Origin of the sequence: Labrenzia sp. R5_0 (assembly GCF_017743835.1) — a bacterium.
Lineage (GTDB): Bacteria > Pseudomonadota > Alphaproteobacteria > Rhizobiales > Stappiaceae > Roseibium > Roseibium algicola.
In genome coordinates this window covers 12,751-31,941 of the sequence record NZ_JAGHRK010000006.1, presented here as the reverse complement: position 1 = coordinate 31,941, position 19,191 = coordinate 12,751, and the positions used below count along the sequence as shown (strand labels likewise).

Sequence of the window (19,191 nt, the reverse complement as noted above, 5' to 3'; positions counted from 1 at the left end):
ATGAAGAAGCAATTTAGGATTGAATTCACATCCTAGGCACCCGCCACTGAAATTCGCGTTGGGAGACAGTTTAGTCATGGTTATCATGAAATCAAAATTTCTACATCTTACTCCTATGGTTTTAGCAGGTGTTTTCGCCCTGTTTTGCGGCTACTCATTATACGAAATACAATGCAAAGCACTAGAAGTAAAAATAACTGCCACAGAAGTAAAAAATATTGGTGAGAGTGTAAAAATACTAAATGAGAAAATTTCGAAGATTCACGCCGATTTAAAAATAATTCAATTAGATATCGAAAAGCGCTATGATGCCATGCTTAAGAATCCAACATTCGACTCTGTGACAGTAAAGCACGCTGGTAGTGATGCCAAGATCTCATTGTATTTCAATGAAGACGGTACATTTAGGCAGGTCTTTTATGATGCCTCGGGAACTGAACGTGTTTTTGTGGGCATAAATGATCAAGGAGGGTCAGCCATTCGCCTGAAAGATAAGAATGGGAAAACCAGAATTAGTATGGGCACTAATGGAAACGCTCCAAACGAAAGCGGTGCGGGACTATTAGTAGCTTCACCGAACGAAAAGCCAGCAATTGTTTTAAAGGCGCAACAAAACCTTCATGCTATTCACCTAATCAACCCGACTACCAATGATGAAAACGTTAGAATTTTATCCACTTCTGAAGGACATTCAGGTTTTATTAATCTCGGAAAGAATGGAAAGACTTTGACGTTTCTAGGCGACATTGATGGCCGTAGTTTTTACCAGATGGGTGATGAGTATGGTGTTCCGAGATTTGTTATGGGTAGCGCTGTCTCCGAACTCTCGCCGTTCGTGTTGAAAATGTTAAATGAGAAAGGTCAAGTCCGTTTGATGTCCGGAATTGCTGACGATGGCGTTTCCTTTTTTACTTTTATGAAAGATTCGCAAAAACCTGCATTTAACTTAACAGCTAACAATAAAGGCGATTTTGCAAGCTATGTATACAAGTCTCCGGGACAAGTAGCTTGGGAAACACTCTCAGGTGTCTCAACTGGAAAAACATTACTAGACATATTTGGCGTAGGGAACCGTAGATAAGTCAAAACGTACTGTTTAACCTGGGAATTGCGGTAGGAGCTATTGGCTTATATTCCTCTAGAAGTTTTTCGGGAACTTCGGGAGCCTCCTGCCCCATTTTGTTAAATAGATCAGCGCATGGCTCAACTGGTCTTCCAGTCTTTTTGCTATTTAATATGTACGTATCGTCAAGGTTTTCACTCTTCATACTCCAGCCTCTCAATTGTATTTCACCACATCTAATACCTTTAATTATAGTAAATATTTCTTAAAAATTCGTTACAATTACGCATTCAAGCAAGTTAAATCAAAAATAGTTAAACCCCTATAGGTAAATTCGATACTTCCAACTCCAAACTGTAAATTTAGTTACAGGAATAAAGTCCCTGAACTGGATGGAATGTCCCTGTTCTCGTTGATCTCCGGCTGTGAAAACTCCGCCGCCTAAACCGATTTCTTTTCAAATGTGATCCCCGCTTTGGGTTGGCGTTAGCCGCCGAACCATACGGATGCCTTTTACCCCTGATGATGGTGTGTGTGCCGGGTCCTCCTTGAACTTAGAGGAGGATCAAATGAAACTCATCACGCGATTTGAAGCGATGAAGTTTCGGAGATTGCAGGCGCAATCCAAACGTTAGCCGTCGGTAACAACCCGCTGTGTTTGTAAATATCTTCCGTAGATTGTATGCTGCATGCATTGCTAAATTTACGACGACTGGTTGCCTCTTTTGGGGGAAACGCGATGTCGGTGCAGTCGGAAGAGTCAAAGTTTATTTTAGGGATTACGTTGGCGGAGGCTGTTTCCCCTAGTGCGTGCAGAACAACTCCTTCAGGCGGATCATTGCCCATCGTGCGTTCGCCGGGATGACGCCTAAAGTAGCTCTTGGTCTCAAATTTTTGGTGCATTCAGATGCAGTATTTTCTGATTTTTGCGGCGTGCGTCGTAGCGGCTCTCCTATTCAAAAAATTCGTCAAGAATGACGTAGGAGATACTCTGTTAGGCGCAATAATATTTCTACCGACCTTGCTTGTCTGGATTCAAAGCAACAACATTTCAGAGTTTACCGGCTTTGGCCTGTCTGCAAAATTTAACGTTGAAGCCAGCAAACCAGTTTCCGCGTTAAAGATTGGCATTCCGGAGCTCGTAAGAGTTACCGACGATAAAGCTTCGGACTTATCGGATGCTGACTTGTTTGCCCACTTCGAGTCTTGCTCCGAGCTCTTTGTTTTGAAGACTTCTATTATTCCTAAAGAAAAGGAGAAACTCGATAAGTTCATCGTAGATGTCTCTTGGGCGATAAAAAGCTCAATAGCATGCGGAAAATTATCTGGTGTCATCGTGCTTGATGACAACAACAGGTATCTTGGCACCTACGACGACAGCTTTTATCTGGAAGCTTTGTCCATGTGGTCATTTCTTAAAGTAGATGAAAAAACGCCCGTAAATACCATTTCCGAAAAAATACTGACGCTCACAATCTTTGGTGCTTCGCTAAAGTTTCCTGACAAGCGGATTACTGCCGGGGAAGGTTTTGAAGCGGCCATCAATGAAAATCAAACGCTGCAAGAGGCATTTGCCAAGTTCCAAACAACAGAAGCGGACTTTCTGGTCGTCACAGATGAGCTCGGCGTTTTCAAAGGAATTATCAGATACCGAGACGTGGTCGATTCCTTCCTCTCGGTTTTGATTGGCGTAAAGGCACCTGACGTAAAAGAAAGTCAATAACGACAAGTTTTAATTTTTCAGTAGGAGGGTCGACATGATTACGCTCACAGGTACTGATAATTCAAGCGTGAAAATTGATGGTTCTTTGGTAATCCGAGCGCGACGGGCAGTTTATGGGGAATCTATTTCTGAAGGCGCTCAGACCCGAATTGACTGGGCCTACACACAGTTCGTCAAAGAACCACTCTCTCAGGTCGTCATAGCTATCAAAGCTGAACTGCCTACATTCGTTTTTCTGACGGGCCGGGACGGTTCTCAAATCTGGTTCGATGCTCGAAAAGCTGTGGGGCCCATGCCCTTAACAAATAGCCAGCGTGTCGGAGGAGCTCGATCAGCTATCAAGATCATGGGATATCGGCAATATGTCACCGAAACCGAGGAAGACGTGCGTGCCCTGTTGAGTGCGCATGGCGGGACGGTTCTTCCGTAATTTGCGCCCACTGGTTTCTAAATCGCCCCAAGCGTCACAAGCCAATTAGCCCTAAAATCCATCAAAAGTTGATTTCGATGTGTAAAAACGTCAAAGTAGCAATGCGGCGATAGCCGGATTTCTACCAGGCTCCGGACAAATTGACGGAGGACGACCCATGTATACGAAAATACTTCGTGTAACTGATATTTCGCACGTACTATTCAAAACCAACCCGCCGATCACCTTGATAAACGCAAAAGGTATGGTTCCCACAACGCGTTGGACCGATGGGCAATTGGTTCCCTATATCTATGTGACCTCCCCGAAGGATGGATATGTTGATTTTGATTTCGTGGCTTTGCCGCCGCGAGGTCACGCCGAGAGGGTGGAAACGGAAATTACCGCACATTGGGAAGGTGTACTTCCCGATTGGGCGCAGGGCATACGGATTCACGCGTCAGAAGGACCAGTCGAGTACGACTTGTCTTCGGGCGGTACCATTGTTGACAGAGATATCAAAATCGCAGGCGGCGAGATCCCCTGGCCGCTGAATATGTTCGCATGAACACGTAATACTGCATTCACGCAGACCATAGACTTCGGCTGCCTCGACGATTTGCCGCAACCGAGAGCAGCCGATTTTTTGGGCTCGTACTTTCATACGCCGCGGAGGAAGCACGATTTCTTAAGCTTCAAAATTTCCAGATTTCTTTCCATTTAATCCCCGTTTTACGTTCGGCAAATGCCGCCATTCCATGCGGATGCCTTGTTACCCCTGATGATGGTGTGTGAGCCGAGGCCGAAAGGCTCCGATGGTCGGGGCCTCCTTGAACCCAAGGAGGATCAAATGAAACTCATCACGCCTGAGCTGAGCTAAATTCTAAAAAAGAGGAGTTAGCTTCACTTTGCACGCCAAGGTTCTGTATTATTCTTCGATGTCAGTTTCTCGGGAGCAAAACTTTGACCAATCATGATGCTTTCGGCTCCGACAAAGCTAAACTGGTCTATGGTCAAGCTGCTGACGGAAACCTTGTCCATATTTCAACTGCGAAGAATGGTCTTGCGTGCGCGTGTATTTGCCCTGGCGCGTGCGGTAGCAGGCTGATTGCGAAGACACGCGCCGCTACTCCGCACTTTGCTCACCATACGTTAACTGAATGTGCGGGTGCTCCTGAAACAGCGCTTCATAAACTTGCGAAACAAATCATTGCCGAGAGCAAGACTTTGCTTGTTCCCAAACGGATTGCCGCCTTCGGCTCCAATATTGAAACGCTTTCAGAAGCCAAAGAAGTCGCCTTAGACAGCGCACGTGAGGAGGCACGAGAATTTTCCTCGATCATTCCCGATCTCTACGTAACCGCCAAAAGCCATGAACTGCTCGTTGAAATCCTCGTCACGCATGCCTGCAACGATGAAAAAATTGCTCATATTCGCAATGGTGGCATTGCGGCAATGGAAATAGATTTATCACGATTAAGGCGTGATGCCTCGCCAGAAGAGGTGAAGGAAGCGGTTATTCGCGGGGCTCCAAGAAAATGGCTTTTCAACAAGGCTATCGAAGACAAAATAGATTCGATGGAAAAAGAAGCAGAAGCCAGCCGGGCCGCGAAGGAGAAGCGATTAAATAATGAAGCTCTAAGAAAACTGAAACTTTATAGGGATGTTGCGCTTAGACCGCACAGCTCCTCTCAAATAGGTTGTTTTCCCGCTCTGAGGGCTATCGGCATTGAACAACATATCGGGATTGACGTTCCTGGTGCAGCTTGTTTCATAACAGAGCCAGCTCATTGGCAATCAATTGTTCTTGCCGATCTACTATTCGAACGAGGGGCAGGAAGTCATCTCATTAGAGCTGTTGGTGCTGTAAAATTCTTGGAAAAACAACAGCTCGTCAGGAAAGAATTTCAATATCTCAAAAGGGGTGTTGAAGCCGCCGCCAGGAAAATTGACGGGAGTTTCGCCGCGCCCTGGCGAGCGGTGGAAACGTATCTGGAATATCTTTGCGACAGCGAAGTCGTGATGAAAATGCACCACGGGTTCGCATTGAGAGAAACTTATGTTTCGGCTTGGTTCGAGTGGGACCTCGAAGAACGCGAACGTAAAGCTGCTGTCAAACACATCACCGAAACCGTGAATTGGATTCTCAATGAAATCCCTTTTGAGGAACGGGGGCGAGAAACCAGCAAAAACTGGCTGCATAAAATCGCAAATGGTTACAATAAGACCTATGGCGAGCTGATCGACGTAAGCAGTACACGCAAAAAAATCGAGGCTCAATTGCGGTCTATTGTTGGTGTATTTGAGTTGCGCCGATCAAACGTACTAAACTTACTCGATCTCCCCATCGAAAAAGAATACCAAAGGCGCAAAAGGGCGCTTGAAGCTAAATGCGCCGCAAGGGAAGAAATGCTTTCCGAGCGGCAGGAGAAAATAAAAACAGACCGTCAGGAAGAAGTGAAAGCTCTCGCATCTAAGTTTTTTCCCGAAGATGAAAGCGAAAAATGGCTCAATGAACCAAATGGTGAGTTAAATGGCCGGACACCGCTGGAAGCGGCATACAGTAATTCCGAAGGTGTAACAAAAGCCAAAGATATTCTTTATCGAATTGAACGGAAGAAACGGGCAGAAATAGAAGCTGAGCACTGGCGTAAAAGCCTGGGAGCAGAAGCGATAAGTCAGCTCGGAACTCAACGTTCTAAAGCCTTCCTGCATGGGCGGGACGATGACTTCCAACGTCAGAGCGCTATCGATTTTTGCCAATGTGAACGTACGTACGGCATCGCGCTCAAAAAATTGAAGCTTTGGGCGACCGAATTTGGGAACAAGAGGCGCCGGACTTAGTATTCTTCGAATAATATGACCTTCGACGACTTTGACACTAAGGACAGGTTATGTCTAAGAACGCAGCGCCGGACGAAACAGAAACGTTTCCTGATGATTACGAAAGAATTGATATTAGGAAAGTAACCAAACGTTACGTCAGAAAGCGATCTGAATTTCTAGCGCTAACCAAGCGTGCTAACCGCATTTCGCTGGGCTCTGGTGGCTTTCCGTCCACTGGCGTCAGAATGTATTGGGCATCTGTTCTATTTACCCGAATTTCTGTGACAGCAAAAAGCATCGAGAAATTATTGCCCAAACCAAAGCCCGGAGAACATTGGGACTTCAGTGCAGTCGCTTCCCTTGTCCGGAACCTCCTAGAAGCAACTCTTGCTTATCACTGGCTTTGCGGCAGCAACGTCTCGGAACCCGTTCGTGAAGGTCGATATATTTTGCTCTGCCTCCACGACTATGGCTCAAGACGTAAGCTTTTCCCGGAGAGCTTTTCAGCTAACAAAGAAGTTTTCGACGACCTACTGAGAAAATTCGACTCTAATAGCTATCTCGCAGCTTTAAGCGACAAAAAGAAAAAAGAAGCCTTAAAAGGTGAGAAAACACCCTATATCCAAGATGACGTTCTTGTCGAAATGGGCATAGAGCAAGAAAGCTTCAGAACTTTCTATCGTTTCTTGTCTCAACATACTCATACAGGTCCACTTTCCTATTTCCGCATGGGGGAAAATGATCTGGGCGTTGGCGTAGAAACGCGTCTGGAAAAAAACTACATGATGCTTGCTATCGAAGCTGCCCTTACTCATCTATCGCATGTGGTGGACGAGCATTTGACAATTTTTCCAGACGCCGAAACCGCCACTCCGCTCCTAAGCCTCAAAGAAATAAAAACTAATGTTGAGATAGAACAAGGACGAAAGTCCGACAGAAGACTAAGAAATAAACAACGAATGCGTCAGTTATAACTGCATATTTCCCCTCATAGAACGCAGAACCTCTTCAATTTGATCCCCGCTTTGGGTTGGCGTTTTCCGCCGATCCATGCGGATGCCTTGTTACCCCTGATGATGGTGTGTGAGCCGGGGCCGAAAGGCTCCGATGGTCGGGGCCTCCTTGAACTCAAGGAGGATCAAATGAAACTCATCACGCGATTTGAAGCGGCGAAACGCAGCACATCCGAGCTGCACAGTCTTCTCCGCGAGGCTTTTAACGCCCTGGCTGCCGCTCCGCGCGGCTCGCATGAGCGCGAAATCGCTCTGGCATCACAGCGCAATATCGAAGCGGAACTGGCTTCACGCCCCGCGCCGGGCTTTTAGCGTCAGCACTAACCTTCGCGGCAATGCCGGAGTTTCTGGCGTTGTTGCTACGTTTCACAACTGTGTCACGCCCGGCTTCCACTCAGCAGGCTTGCCAGTTCCTCTGCCGACAATTTCGTCAGGTCTGTTCCTGTCATATCGCGCACCAACCGGGCCATGGCTTCCAGATTGGCGCGTTCGTCGGGGGATAGCTCGTAGTCTTCGTCATTGCTCATGGGGTTTCTCCTTCTTTTGATATTTGTGATACTTCCGGTTCTTCCAGCCCGTATTGGCTGAAAGCGCGGCGCAGCGTCATGTGCGAAACCTCAAACAGCGCGGCGGTATCGGCAAAATTCAGCTCGTTCAGGATCATGATTTCCATGGCTTCACGCGCCTGGCGCTCATCCATCTTGCGCGGGCGGCCCAGGGTCTTGCCCCGCTGCTGCGCGGCCTTGAGGCCCGCAATCGTGTTCTCGGCGATAATTTCGCGCTGGAACTCGTCATAGGCTGCGATGATATGAAAGAAGAGCCGTCCGGCGGGCGTTGTCGTGTCAATCGCCTGATCCAGCACTTTCAGGCCGACACCATGGGTGTGCAGAAAGTCCGCCAGATAGATGCTATGGCGCAAGGACCGTGCGAGCCGTGAAAGCCGCCATATCACCAGCGTGTCGCCCGCGCGCAGCTCTTTGAGCGTTGCATCGAGCACGGGCCGTTCCCAAACCGCGCCAGATGCGCTTTCCACGAAAATATGTTGGCAGCCCTGCTTTTTAAGCGCCTCGACCTGCAAATCGGGGTTTTGATCATTGGTGGATACGCGGGCATAACCGATCAGGCGAGATTGACCGGAAACTGGCTGTTTCATGCGCTTTTCCGCTTCACAAAAACGATGGTTTTTGTGAAACCTGCATGACGATCTTTCCTCAGATTGTGATTGAGAGAAACCGGGGCTTTGCGGCTTTGGACACAGCATAAATTCCACTATTATTTTCTATAAGTATAGTTTAACAAAAACCATCGTTATTGTTATCGATTATTTCGAAGAATATTGCAATTATTACTTTAATATCCTTTGCAATATCTTCGCCATTACGAGCCGAAGACAAAACAGACCCTTCCCCCGCGACGGGGCATTACTTTCAGGAATGGAGCGAAAAATCACAAGCTGGCTTCATCGTCACCTCCATGATGATGGCCAGCGCCATTGCCTCGCAAACCGACAAGAGCATCCAGAAATGTCTGGATGACTGGTACGTAAGCAACTCTGACGAGCGTAACGAACAGATTCTCAAGGTGATCGCCGAGAATGCGGAGTTTCCGCCGACGGCCGTTCTTGTTGCAATTATCGAGAAGAAATGCGGGAGCTATCCCAAGCGCTAGAGGTTATCCAGTCCGCGAATTTGCGCAGGAACCGATATGGCAGTCTGCGGCGCGGGGCTTGCTGTAGCCTGATGAAGCGCTTCCATGCTTTTTGACAGGTCGGAGCTAATCTCTTCGACCTGTTTGCTTATGTCCTTCAAGTCATCAGCGGTGAGATCGTCGGTGTTTTTATAGCGCTCTTCCAAGCTGCCGAGTTCAGCGTCATGCGCGTTCACCTTCACTTCCGCCTGCTCCAGAAGTTCTCGGCGCTGGTCGGAAAGCTGGATTTCCGAAAGCGTGGCATGATGGTTCTGCCAGATAATGTTTTGTGCGGCCGGATCATCGCTGAGTTTGCCATCGCGCGTATAGGCGCGGCCATCTTCGCCCAGAAACACCAGCGTGCCGTCCGGCAGGCGCGCTGCGCGGGAAAGAATGTCCTGCTCCTGCGCTTCGATCCCGGCACGGATCGCAACAAGCTTTTCCCGTGTATCATCCAGAAATTGGCGGGTTTCACGCAAGCGTTCTGCGGCTTCTTCGTAAAGCCGGGCCAATTCCGCATTGTGTTTGATTGCCAGGTAAAAGGCAGTTTCCTGTTCTTCGCGGCGTTTTTTGATTGTCTCGGGATCATGCTGCGCACCAGTCAGAAAACGCCTGATGCGGCCAACGTCCCGGCCAGCGGCTTCGTTCTGATGGTCGTCAAAGTCCAGCTGAGCACGCTTTTGCGCCTCACTGCCAGAGACTTTGTTGAATTCCTCCCAATACACCATCGATCACCATTTACTTATTGTTTCCAATATTTTACCGCGTTTCTGGTGGTTAATGCAAATTTGAATGCAATGGTAGGTTGGCTATTTTCCAAGAACAATTTTCTAATTTTGTTTTCCTGCCAGCGAACGGAGTATGGCGATGTGATCACTTTCAATTCGGTAGACAATTGTATGCTCCACGCTGGGTTGAATGCTACAGACTGAAAATTTCCTGCCGTTCCCACGCGAAATCCAGTATCGCCATCAAATGGTGTCAATAGCGTCGTTCAGCGCATCCTTATATTTGGGAGAAAAGACTGCACCATCAAAATCTGGGATCAAACACCTAGGGCGCGTTCAATTGGCGACATTCAAACCGAATGCCTACTAAGCAACGTTTACATTCACCGCTTCCTTGCGGAACTTTCCGGATTCCAGAGACATAATATCCGTTAGGACACCTTGTTACTTCATCGCTTTCCGCCGATGTTGTTGCTTTCTCGCTTCCCCAATCAGACATCGCATCTGAAACTTTGTTTTCGTATTCGAATTGCCTTTTATCGAGTGCCTCAAGCGTATCTCGTGTCTTGGCAATAGCTTGCCTTAATACTGCGTTTTCTTGTTCCAATTCAAAAATCTTTGAAGTCTGTGCAGGGACCAAGACAAAATTGGAATTCCCGGCACTGGTATCGATTGCAACGGAGACGCTGCGTAAAGGATGCTTTTCACAGGTAAGTATAAATTCGTTTGTATCAAAACGGGTTCTCCCGAACCGTATCAATTTACCACCGTGGAAACACGTTACCGCACCTTCGGGCGTAATACTTTCGATTAGAATCGCAGGCGTATCTGGTGACTTTCTAGTTAGTTGGACAGAAAACCGGGAAAAGTCATCTTGCGGAGTAACGTCAAGGTAAATTCCATAACTGTTTACGCTAAGCCAAGCGTTGAGCGCGCTTTCCTTGCACAAGCGCCAATTCGTGGCAAGCTCACGACTAACGGTCGAAGTATAACGGACAAACCGATCTGAATACGTTTCCACTGACGCGTCGGCAGCACAAAACGAACTGTAGCGCTCGGTGAAAGATCGGTTTTTCGCGGAACTATCCCCCGTCAGGCCCAAAAGTGAGTCAGCGATTTCCAAGTTAAAACCTGAGCTAGACATATTTTGAGCGTACGAAGAATAGGTTTCAAATTTGGCGTCACATACTCTTGCTTGGTACAAATGCAACATCTCGCGATCCGACATAAGAATGTAATTGTCGCGAATACCTGATGAGAGTGCTGCGTTACACATCCGTTCAATGTTCAAATTCTGTGAACTGGAGTTTGTTGAGAACACACACACGAATACAAAGAGGACAAAACGATACATTGCTCCCTCCTAAATTGAATTTCTATGGCTTATATAGACCATTAATTGTATCAGAATAGTCTTTAGCTTTGTAGACACATTCTTCCAGAACTTTGAGGTGATGAGGCAATGTGCAGTCGTACATCTCTGCGTTACCCAGGTCACCTAAGAGCCGCTTCCAGCAGCTTTACCAAGGCTGCCCTCTGATCAGCATTGAGCTTATCAAGATTATGTTGCCGCCAGCGTATGGCCGGAAGGTCGGCGACATGAGCAATGTTGAGTAAGGACCAATCCGGTTCTCCGCGCTCAAAGCCAATTAGAAATTCGCGGTGCCGGTCAGGCATTTCACCGATCAGCTTGCCGATCATTTCCTGCTGGGTTTTGATCAACTCTTCGATTGCTACATCCTCTTCGGTCATCCCTTCGAAGCCGTTGCGATAATCGCTGGCAAGGTCTTTAACGCGGCCGGAAAGCACCTCACCCATGGGGCGATTGTGGCTCAGTAGGTAAACAATGAAGGCCTCGCGCAATTCATCCGTTAGCCCCTCATTTGCGAGCAGGTCCCGAACGTCGAACAGGTCGCGCGGGTGCTGGCGATCTAGCGCAGCGACAAGCTTTCCGGCATATAGGTCTTCAAAGGATACAACGTTTGTTTCCGCGAAGCCGAAAGCCTCTTCCACGGCTTCGGAGACAGGGATGACTTGCGGTTCTTTGACCACGCCGCGCAGCACTGGCGAGACCTCAACTTTCACCTGCGTCCTGTCAGCCATGACTAGAAGGCGCAGGATGGCACCCTCGCTAATATTTTCTGTAACCCGTGCACCAGGCAATTCAGACAGGGCGGCCGCCTTAATCCGTTTCATGGCCGCATCAATCTCGGCCAGGGCCTTTGGTCTGTCGTGTATCTGCAGATACATGAGGTCTATATCCACCGAAAGGCGCGGCAGGTTTCGGATGAAGAGATTGATGGCCGTTCCGCCTTTGAGCGCAAAGCAGTCTTCGCGCGCGACAATGGGAAGAAGACGCATGAGAAGGCGAACCTGGCCCTGATACTGATCACGAAACGGCATCGAGGTCCTCCGGCACGGTTATCAGATAGACCGGATCAAGCCGTCCCCCTTGCACAAGCATGCGTTTGCCCTTGCCAAGATCGATTGCCGCCTTGTCCAGACGTTTGAGCCACGCATGTTGGTGGCGATCCGCAAAGAAAAAGAACAGGCGCTTCGCCTTCACACTGTCACAATCGGCAAGCAGCTTTTGTAAGCGCCTCGGGCTGAAATTTGCCGCGCTTTGCATGATCATATCGGCTTGATGGAAGCTCTCATGTTTCGGCAGTTCATCAAGCATTTCGAGGTAAGCCCGTTCCGGCAGCGAGAGTGTTATGTGCCAATCCCACTGCCCCCATTCGACCTGTGCTAGACCCGCTTGCCGAAGATCGCTTTCGGTGCCATGTGCCATGTTTAAGGCAAGGCTACCCAACCCGAACGTGATGGGATCTTTCCGGAATAATGTCGCGCTGTTGTGATAGATAAAACGCTGGGGAAGATTCAGCTTTTTCAGCCAGGCGGGCGGTTTTTCCGGCCCGTAGAGATGCACTGTCTTGATCTCGTGCGAGAGGTAATGTGCAAATCCTTGTAGTTCCAGCGCCGTCCGCCCACCCACGATAAGGGGCATTCTCAAAAGTACAGTTTGAAGCGATATGATGACTTGCTGCCAACTTAGCGTCCCTCGCGGGCGCCTGTAGACGCTACGAACGGGTTGTTCTAGCCAACCGCTTTTGACGTAGTAGGCACGCAGATTGCTGGCTATCCCGCGCTCTTCCAGCCAAGCCGCATCTACAACCAGCCCTTCGGGCAGGTCCTTTTCCAATCGGTTTAGCAGTGATGCATTTTGCTCAGCCATACTGAGTATTTTACATTATTTTCAAACTGCGCTCAAGTTCGCAAACTACTCCAAAGCCTCAAACAAACTGAGTAAATATAACCAAAGTCAAACTACCCCGCCCCCAAGAGCCTCTAATTTGCCTTCCAACAATCTCATACCTTCCTCAAAACAGTGCGCCGGATATCGGAACGCGCACAAAGCTGGTTTTAAACGCCGTGGGGAAGGCCAGAAGGCACGCAAAAAGGATATCATTTGATATCCTTTTTGCGCCGAAGAGGGCATTGATACATGTCCCCGCGCTCACCCGCGCGTTCAGCAGAACGCGCGGGTGACTGACGGTTAGGCCGCGTTTTCGAACTGGCTCTTTACCGCGTTCCACTGATCCATGGCCGCGATACCGCCGCGCTGTGTGTAGGCCTGCATCGGGAAGGCCATATAGCGGGGGTGCCAGTCCTGCTTGCCATCCGTCCGTTCTCCGGCAAGGCTTTTGCGGATCACCTCCTTTTGTGCCTTGGCGGTTGCGGCGAGATTGGCAGCGGCAGCGTCCTTGCCCGCACATTCCGACACGGCGGCGTTGATGGCTTCCTTGTCCCTCAAAAGCCCGAAAAACGTCTCATCGGGCTGCCAGTACTGTTTCATGTCCACACCCAGCATCAGGCCAAGGGCTTCCACCATTGCGCTATCGGCGGCAAGCGTTTCTGCCGCGACAAAAGCAAGAATGCGCATCACGGCTTCATCACCGAGCGCAAGCAGCCTGACAAACAGATCATAAAGATCGGGCTTGTACTGCCAGTCGGCCTTGCGGGGCACGAGTGTCGGACTTTCGCTCTCTGCGAACCCGAGCAACGTCCGGACTTCCTGCCGCTCCGCCTCGAAGAGGCTTTCGGCCTTGTTTGCCTCAAGGCTTCCGGCAATGGCCTCGCTTGCCGCTCTTTGCTCTTCGGCTTTGCCCCCCCAGAGCGCCGATCCGGCAATGATCTGCGCGGCGGTCAGGCGGAGCGCAATGCCCTGATGACCGAGCAATTCCAGCCTGACCGCACTATGGCGGTGCAAAGCCAGATAGTTTTGCATGGGCTTGGTTAGCTCTGGACGCACCGCATCGGTTTTCTCCTCTCCGTCTTGCGCCCGCTTTTTGATCTCGGCGCGGGAAAGCTGGCCTTCGAAGGCCGTGACCTCACCATCGGCGGAAAGCTGGATGTAAACCCTGCCGCCTTCTTCCATGGGCGTATCGGCATATTCCCACGACAGGAACCGCTCCCCGACTTCAAGCAGGATGACTTCGTTCCATCCCTCATCTCGGTAATCCTGAACTTTCTGCGCAATGGCGATGCCTTGCTGCTCCCAAAAGATTTTCGGGTCGGCAAAGTATCGTACTTCGCCAAACAGGTCGGAAACGATGTTGCCTTTGAAATCCCCGATATCGAACAGGGCGTTTGAAACAGGGATTTGCTCGCCGCCAAAGAGCCAGCTTTTCAGGCGGTGGCCTTGGGGCGCGTAACCATCTTCGGACGTAAAGAGCTTGTACCATTCCTTTTGCTGGCGCTTGGTGGCCATGGTCAGGATTTGCAGCGTGTCCTTGCCGATCTCCTCGCGGCGAAAAGCATTACGGATCGGCTCGTATAGATTTGCAATCGCAAGGCGCTGACCCACCAGCCGTTCACTCACCCCGAAATGCTGCGCGATATCGCTGGTCGATTGACCTTGTTTCGAGAGGGAATGAAAGGCTTCAAACTGATCCAGCACGTCCATGGGGAGCCGCGCAATATTCTCGGCCAGCGAGGCTTCGATGGCTTTTACGTCGTCCCCGTCATCCATGATGACGCAAGGCACGGCTTCGATGGCTTCGTCTTTGGCGATTTCCTGCAAGGCGTTCAAACGGCGCTGTCCGGCAATCACTTCATAGCCTTCGCAATTGGGACGCACCAGCAAGGGCTGGATCAGCCCCACGGCCTTGATGCTCGGGATCAGGTCTTCTCCGGACTTCGCCCCGTGTTTACGGACGTTCAAGGGAGAGATTTTCAGGTCTTTCAGTTCAATATGTTGAAGTTTCATCTGGTTTCTCCTTATCAATAAAGCGGTGCGGAATTGCACCCGCGAAGCCAGTCACCTTGCGGGGCGGCTGGCCTCTGGGGTCGAAATCACGCGCAATGAAAAATGAAATGGGTTCCGGCTATGCTGACTTCGGAATAGTCCACCGACAGGTCACGGGCGATGGCGTCATAATCGATGTAGAATTGCAGACGCTCCGGAATGTCCCCGAACAATCCTTCGTCCACAAACTGCTCGGCCAGTTCGCACATGGAGGTGAGTTCATAAAGCGTCATGTCGATACGGGACGGATCGTCCGCCACATCGTCATGGGCATAGCCGCATTCCCCCACAGCGATGATGTAGCGGAGCTTGGCCTCGTTATCCCAGTCGTCGGCAGCCTCCAGAAAGTCTGCGAAATTGGCTTGGTTGATCTCCCATGCTTTGGCCATAGCGCAATCAATCCCGTCACCATCGATAAACTGGATTTCGTATTCCTCGACGCTCTGGCCGTAATCGTTCCTGTTGGTTTTTGCCTTGGCTTCGTAGTCCTCGGCGCTTTCAAAATAAAAGCCCGTGGCCGAAACATCGCAAGGTTGTGCGAATAGCTGGATCATGGCTGCCTCTCTTGGGTTAAGGTTTCAAGCAGCGCGAGAAACCTAGTCACCCCGCGCATGAACCCTTGCCCAGCGGCGAGCGTCCGAAACAAAACCAAAGGAAAAGCCGCAGCCATGAGAAGAGGCTGCGACCATGAAAGAGGACGGGCGTGCCGTAAGCAGATCGCCCCAAAGCCCTGTCGCTTGCGATGCCAAGGGCGATCCAGGCAACACGGGAGATGCGGCTTGCCGCATCGAATGGAGCGGGCAGCCGCGGATCAGGGCTATTGGATCAGGCGGGATGTGGCGGCGTAAGCTGGAAAACGGGTTCCATGAGCGTGTGAAACACGCGGGATAAAGCCGGCGCCGGAAGCGCCGACACTTCTCTCAAATCTCTTAAAGCGCAAGGGATGGACGCCGGACGGCCGGGACACCAGGCCCGGTTCACGACAGCCCGGTCTTGCCTCAGGCAAGTTGTGCACTTCGGGGAAAACTTCCTCCATAACTTGTTCTTTTTTTGTTCCAAGTTTAAAATCATGCTCAATTAATAACAGACGTAGAGAAACCTGGTTGGGGAGGAGCCGCAGAATAGGGATGTGGACCATTGTCGACTACGCAAGCTGTACAGAAGGCCTTGGGACCGTTCCCGAAACTGCCTTCGCCTTCGGTGATCAAGGAATTCAAAGACTGGGTGGCCGAGACAGGACAACCTGACAAATGGAAGTGGCATGACCACTCGACCCCGCCCAAGGATCATGATTACGACGAACTCGTCAAATTCGAGATTCCGGACAAAAAGCGCGCAGATGTCGGTTTGGCGTGCTGTCCGATCTGTTCCCCGAACAAGGGAAAATACTTCAAAGGTGTTCTCGCCTGGTTCCCGGCCGAAGGGGTCATTCGCGCTATCGGGCATGAATGCGCAGAAAAGCATTTTGGCACGCTCCGTTTCAACCGTGCTCGCGCTATTCGCAAGCACAGGCAGCGTGTCGATGCGGCGCGTGATTTCCTTTTCAATCATCTCCCCACAATTTCCGCCCTGCGGCAAAAAGTGGAAACTCATGTTTCGACATCGGAAGACATTGACAGAATTCGCCACGTCATTCGCGGCACGGTTACAAAAGCTGCTTGTTTGAAGCTCGCGAAATTAGGGCAGCGCGGTCCACTTCTGCTGCAAGAGAGCACGGAAATTGAAGTAACAGATCATAACGGCATATCCCGGACGGAAGTCACTTCACAGGTTGTTGGCTCTGTAAATGTCGACGGCCTGGGTTTCCTCTCCCGGCAGTTCCTGACAGCGGCGCAAGCGAGGAACACCGCGCAAGCGCTTATGCTGGTCCGGGCACTCAATGAAGATGAAGCGCTCACTTTCATCTGTGACACGCTATCTAACGACGATCATCTCTTCCAGGCTGACAAGCTGGCGCGGGCCGCCGTTGATGAAGCCGACAAATTATGGGATACGATTGCAGAAGCAAAAGCATTTCTGCATCCGGACAATCTGATGAAACTCACCGAGTGGTCTAACGATTTTCGTTCCGGCTCGCCGTTTTTGTTCGAGTTCCGGCGGGAACATCCGGCGAGATTTGGGGTTCGCAAGCGTGGAAAAGGAATCGCAAAAACCCGCTACATTCCAATCCCGCAAAAACTAAGAAGCCAATAGGCATTTGCCGCCTTGGATGCAGTACATGGTCATTTTCCCGCGTTCTCGGCAGCCTGCCGAACCCAGGATGAAAAGTTAGCACCGCCATTATTTGCGACGTAGCAATAATCGCTAGCATAGACGCTGAGCGGTACAACTGAGAGCGACGTCGGCGGCACCCAGTAATTTGGAAGCGTTACGGCTTGCGTATAGTCCATATAGCGCACCCATTTCCCATTGTTCTTTTCGGCGAGAAGGACCCGTCCGTCAGCCAATTTATACGTTCCCATAAATGCCAGAGGATTGGGTCCGGCGGCAGAAACATAACCCTGTTGGTTTTTCATTGCATTTACCCGGACAACGAGAAGGCCATTTCCTTTAATAATACTACGGGCGATTTCATAGCGAACCCAGCGCCGGGCAAAAGTTTGGGTTCCAGCAAGGATGCAGGTAACGGACGTGTTCTTGATGCCTTCGCGGATCAAATTCTTTAATGAATCGTCGCTCGTGCGCTTTGAACTTTCCCAGATACTCCCGTCAAAGAACCCCTCTGCTTCGCGCCGGGATTCATGCTGGTGGCGCCAGGAATTTCTCACCTGATTTACGCGCCATATGTCGTTTTGATAATGGAAAGAGAAAAACACGCGCCGTTTTTGCGGCTGCAATCCAAGAAGCGAAGAGGCCAATTGCATCTATGCGCCCTTTAAAATCAGATAAACGACAAGGCCGAACGAAACCAGAATTGCCACATAAAAAAGGCTAACCGACCAAGAAAGAGCGATGATAAATACTGACTTGATGTCTTTCATAAATGGCGCTGCGTTCAAGCTGTAGGCATCGATTTCTTCGCCTTTGCGCACGTGATCATAAAGATTGCGATACGCTCGTTCGTATCTCAGATATTGCGCGTCCATCAGCCAGAAAATCAGAATAGGTACGATCGCTGCGACCGCATAATAAACTGAAGGGTTATCGCTGCTCGCCGTTACTGCAACAGCGGCACTGCCAAATGTTGCCGACAATGCTTTAAGCGTAAAGGAATTCGCCCCCATACGCGAAATCACGCCTTGAAGCATGGTGAGATGCGCAATGCGTATGCTCTCGCTTTGATCTTGGGAACCTGTCATCTTTTGTCTCCCCGAAATCACACTATACTTGATTCCATCGCTGATTGTAGATGGGGGTGATAAAGGATTTGCAGCAGTTTTCCCGAGTTCATGCGGGCCAGATTCACGGACAGAATAGCCGCTAGTGGTGATCAACTGGCCGGACGTTTGTGCGTGGTTCGGTGCAGGTGGAGAGGCATATCTCCAAGTCCTGCTCGTGGGTCCAGGGGCGGCGAAACGCCCCCTGGTCGATAGGATGGTTCCAAGGCAAGGGTAGCTATGAAATGCTCCCTTCCTGGTCACCGATTGCACAAGGGCAGGAACGCCCTTTGCTCTTGATGAAATCATCTCCATGAAATGGTCATGGGGGTATCGGTGGGAGCTTGAGAGCTCCCCTGATTGGTGATCGAACGGCCAGCCGTCTCGTGCATGGTTCGGGTGAAGGGTGGAGCGGCAGTGCTCCAAGGCCCTTCGAGTGATTGAACGGCGATACGTTCTGCTGGCTCTGGAATGGGTTCGAATACCCTGGAAGAGCCAATGGCCGGAGGGATTTTTAACGGGAACGCGCAGCGGGTTCCCTTAAACAAGATTGTACTACAGTACACATCTTGCCCCATGCGTTATCGTGAAGAATTCTCTTATCCGGGGTTTTGGATGCTGTGATCCTTGCTCCAGATAATAGCTGTTTCAGCCCTCCGGTATCCAGTGATTTTATCCGAAGTTAGGGTCCAGCAACGTATCGATTGTTTCGATGGCCGCTACGAGTTTTTGCCGTACATGCGAGACTTGAAGATCGACCATCACGCGTTCGCGTCCTGCCATGATCAGGAATGCTTCGAGCACAGTGTCGGAGTGATGGGCCAACAGCGCAAGATGCGGCCCGCTGGGACCGTTCTCGGCCGAAAGCCAATTCGTCGCTGTGCGCTCTCCGGCTCCTGTCCATTTCCGGATGGTTTTGACCGCCCTATGGGTATTACCCAAATCGCGATGCAAGGCCGTTGCGATAAGCGCCGCATACGCTGCCGAGTCATACTGTACGGTCAAGCCTTCTTGCAAAAGGTTGCCTGTTTTCTGCGACATGTTTCATCCTTTCTACGGCTATATTCGAAGCATTCATGAAGAGCCAGAGGATGATACCGTCAGTACATTCTTACTGG

At 50.2% G+C, this 19,191-nt stretch carries 20 protein-coding genes; 9 read left to right on the top strand and 11 right to left on the bottom strand.

All coding sequences use genetic code 11. The features are described from left to right. The first annotated feature begins 76 nt into the window (after positions 1-76). From J7447_RS25445 to J7447_RS25415, 7 genes are all read left to right on the top strand, one after another. Positions 77-1,081 carry a hypothetical protein gene (locus J7447_RS25445; RefSeq protein ID WP_209171367.1) on the top strand — a complete coding sequence of 335 codons (1,005 nt, stop codon included), beginning with the start codon at positions 77-79 and terminating at the stop codon, positions 1,079-1,081. An 889-nt stretch (positions 1,082-1,970) separates the two neighbouring features. Beyond that, positions 1,971-2,786, top strand: coding sequence for a CBS domain-containing protein (locus J7447_RS25440; RefSeq protein WP_209171366.1), 816 nt, complete (start codon positions 1,971-1,973; stop codon positions 2,784-2,786). Positions 2,787-2,820: 34 nt separating this feature from the next. Next, complete coding sequence (locus J7447_RS25435; protein WP_209171365.1) at positions 2,821-3,216, top strand: hypothetical protein; 396 nt, start codon at positions 2,821-2,823, stop codon at positions 3,214-3,216. Between the two features lie 157 nt (positions 3,217-3,373). After that, entirely contained in the window at positions 3,374-3,763 is a 390-nt protein-coding gene (locus J7447_RS25430; RefSeq protein WP_209171364.1) for a hypothetical protein, read from the top strand. 395 nt (positions 3,764-4,158) lie between these two features. After that, on the top strand, positions 4,159-6,039 hold the full coding sequence (locus J7447_RS25425; protein ID WP_209171363.1) for an antitoxin Xre/MbcA/ParS toxin-binding domain-containing protein: 1,881 nt from the start codon (positions 4,159-4,161) through the stop codon (positions 6,037-6,039). A 50-nt stretch (positions 6,040-6,089) separates the two neighbouring features. Further along, positions 6,090-6,995: a DUF5677 domain-containing protein gene (locus tag J7447_RS25420; protein ID WP_209171362.1), complete on the top strand. Its 906-nt coding sequence runs from the start codon at positions 6,090-6,092 to the stop codon at positions 6,993-6,995. 168 nt (positions 6,996-7,163) lie between these two features. Then, a complete protein-coding gene (locus tag J7447_RS25415) occupies positions 7,164-7,346 on the top strand; it encodes a hypothetical protein (RefSeq protein ID WP_209171361.1) in 183 nt (60 codons plus the stop codon). Positions 7,347-7,411: 65 nt separating this feature from the next. Here the strand turns inward: J7447_RS25415 and J7447_RS25410 are convergent, their stop codons facing one another. Together J7447_RS25410 and J7447_RS25405 are read right to left on the bottom strand one after the other, a co-directional pair. Continuing rightward, entirely contained in the window at positions 7,412-7,561 is a 150-nt protein-coding gene (locus J7447_RS25410) for a hypothetical protein (RefSeq protein ID WP_209171360.1), read from the bottom strand. After that, positions 7,558-8,187, bottom strand: coding sequence for a recombinase family protein (locus tag J7447_RS25405; RefSeq protein WP_209171359.1), 630 nt, complete (start codon positions 8,185-8,187; stop codon positions 7,558-7,560). Before J7447_RS25405 ends, J7447_RS25410 begins: the two co-directional genes overlap by 4 nt. A 158-nt stretch (positions 8,188-8,345) precedes the next feature. On the opposite strand from J7447_RS25405, the gene J7447_RS25400 reads away from it, so the two are divergent. Beyond that, complete coding sequence (locus J7447_RS25400) at positions 8,346-8,702, top strand: hypothetical protein (protein ID WP_209171358.1); 357 nt, start codon at positions 8,346-8,348, stop codon at positions 8,700-8,702. On the opposite strand, the gene J7447_RS25395 is transcribed toward J7447_RS25400, so the two are convergent. The 6 genes from J7447_RS25395 to J7447_RS25370 all read right to left on the bottom strand — a co-directional run bounded on the left by J7447_RS25395 (position 8,699) and on the right by J7447_RS25370 (position 15,310). Further along, complete coding sequence (locus J7447_RS25395; RefSeq protein WP_209171357.1) at positions 8,699-9,448, bottom strand: hypothetical protein; 750 nt, start codon at positions 9,446-9,448, stop codon at positions 8,699-8,701. The genes J7447_RS25400 and J7447_RS25395 overlap by 4 nt on opposite strands. 325 nt (positions 9,449-9,773) lie before the next feature. Then, positions 9,774-10,802: a hypothetical protein gene (locus tag J7447_RS25390; RefSeq protein ID WP_209171356.1), complete on the bottom strand. Its 1,029-nt coding sequence runs from the start codon at positions 10,800-10,802 to the stop codon at positions 9,774-9,776. A gap of 140 nt (positions 10,803-10,942) precedes the next feature. Next, positions 10,943-11,851, bottom strand: coding sequence for a nucleotidyl transferase AbiEii/AbiGii toxin family protein (locus J7447_RS25385; protein WP_209171355.1), 909 nt, complete (start codon positions 11,849-11,851; stop codon positions 10,943-10,945). Next, complete coding sequence (locus J7447_RS25380; RefSeq protein WP_209171354.1) at positions 11,838-12,683, bottom strand: type IV toxin-antitoxin system AbiEi family antitoxin domain-containing protein; 846 nt, start codon at positions 12,681-12,683, stop codon at positions 11,838-11,840. Before J7447_RS25380 ends, J7447_RS25385 begins: the two co-directional genes overlap by 14 nt. 321 nt (positions 12,684-13,004) lie before the next feature. Next, positions 13,005-14,717: a ParB/RepB/Spo0J family partition protein gene (locus tag J7447_RS25375; protein WP_209171353.1), complete on the bottom strand. Its 1,713-nt coding sequence runs from the start codon at positions 14,715-14,717 to the stop codon at positions 13,005-13,007. Positions 14,718-14,803: 86 nt separating this feature from the next. Continuing rightward, positions 14,804-15,310 (bottom strand): antirestriction protein ArdA, encoded by a 507-nt coding sequence (locus tag J7447_RS25370; RefSeq protein WP_209171352.1) that lies wholly within the window; start codon positions 15,308-15,310, stop codon positions 14,804-14,806. Between the two features lie 583 nt (positions 15,311-15,893). Here J7447_RS25370 and J7447_RS25365 point away from each other — a divergent pair. Then, positions 15,894-16,949, top strand: a complete 1,056-nt coding sequence (locus tag J7447_RS25365; RefSeq protein ID WP_209171351.1) for a hypothetical protein — start codon at positions 15,894-15,896, stop codon at positions 16,947-16,949. Between the two features lie 29 nt (positions 16,950-16,978). Here J7447_RS25365 and J7447_RS25360 read toward each other — a convergent pair whose 3' ends face one another. The 3 genes from J7447_RS25360 to J7447_RS25350 form a co-directional block, all read right to left on the bottom strand. Next, the gene (locus J7447_RS25360) at positions 16,979-17,620 is read right to left on the bottom strand and encodes a TIR domain-containing protein (protein WP_209171350.1); all 642 of its coding nucleotides are present in this window, start codon (positions 17,618-17,620) and stop codon (positions 16,979-16,981) included. Continuing rightward, positions 17,621-18,055 (bottom strand): hypothetical protein, encoded by a 435-nt coding sequence (locus J7447_RS25355; RefSeq protein WP_209171349.1) that lies wholly within the window; start codon positions 18,053-18,055, stop codon positions 17,621-17,623. It lies immediately after the preceding gene. Between the two features lie 690 nt (positions 18,056-18,745). Continuing rightward, the gene (locus tag J7447_RS25350; RefSeq protein ID WP_209171348.1) at positions 18,746-19,114 is read right to left on the bottom strand and encodes a hypothetical protein; all 369 of its coding nucleotides are present in this window, start codon (positions 19,112-19,114) and stop codon (positions 18,746-18,748) included. Positions 19,115-19,191: the final 77 nt, after the last annotated feature.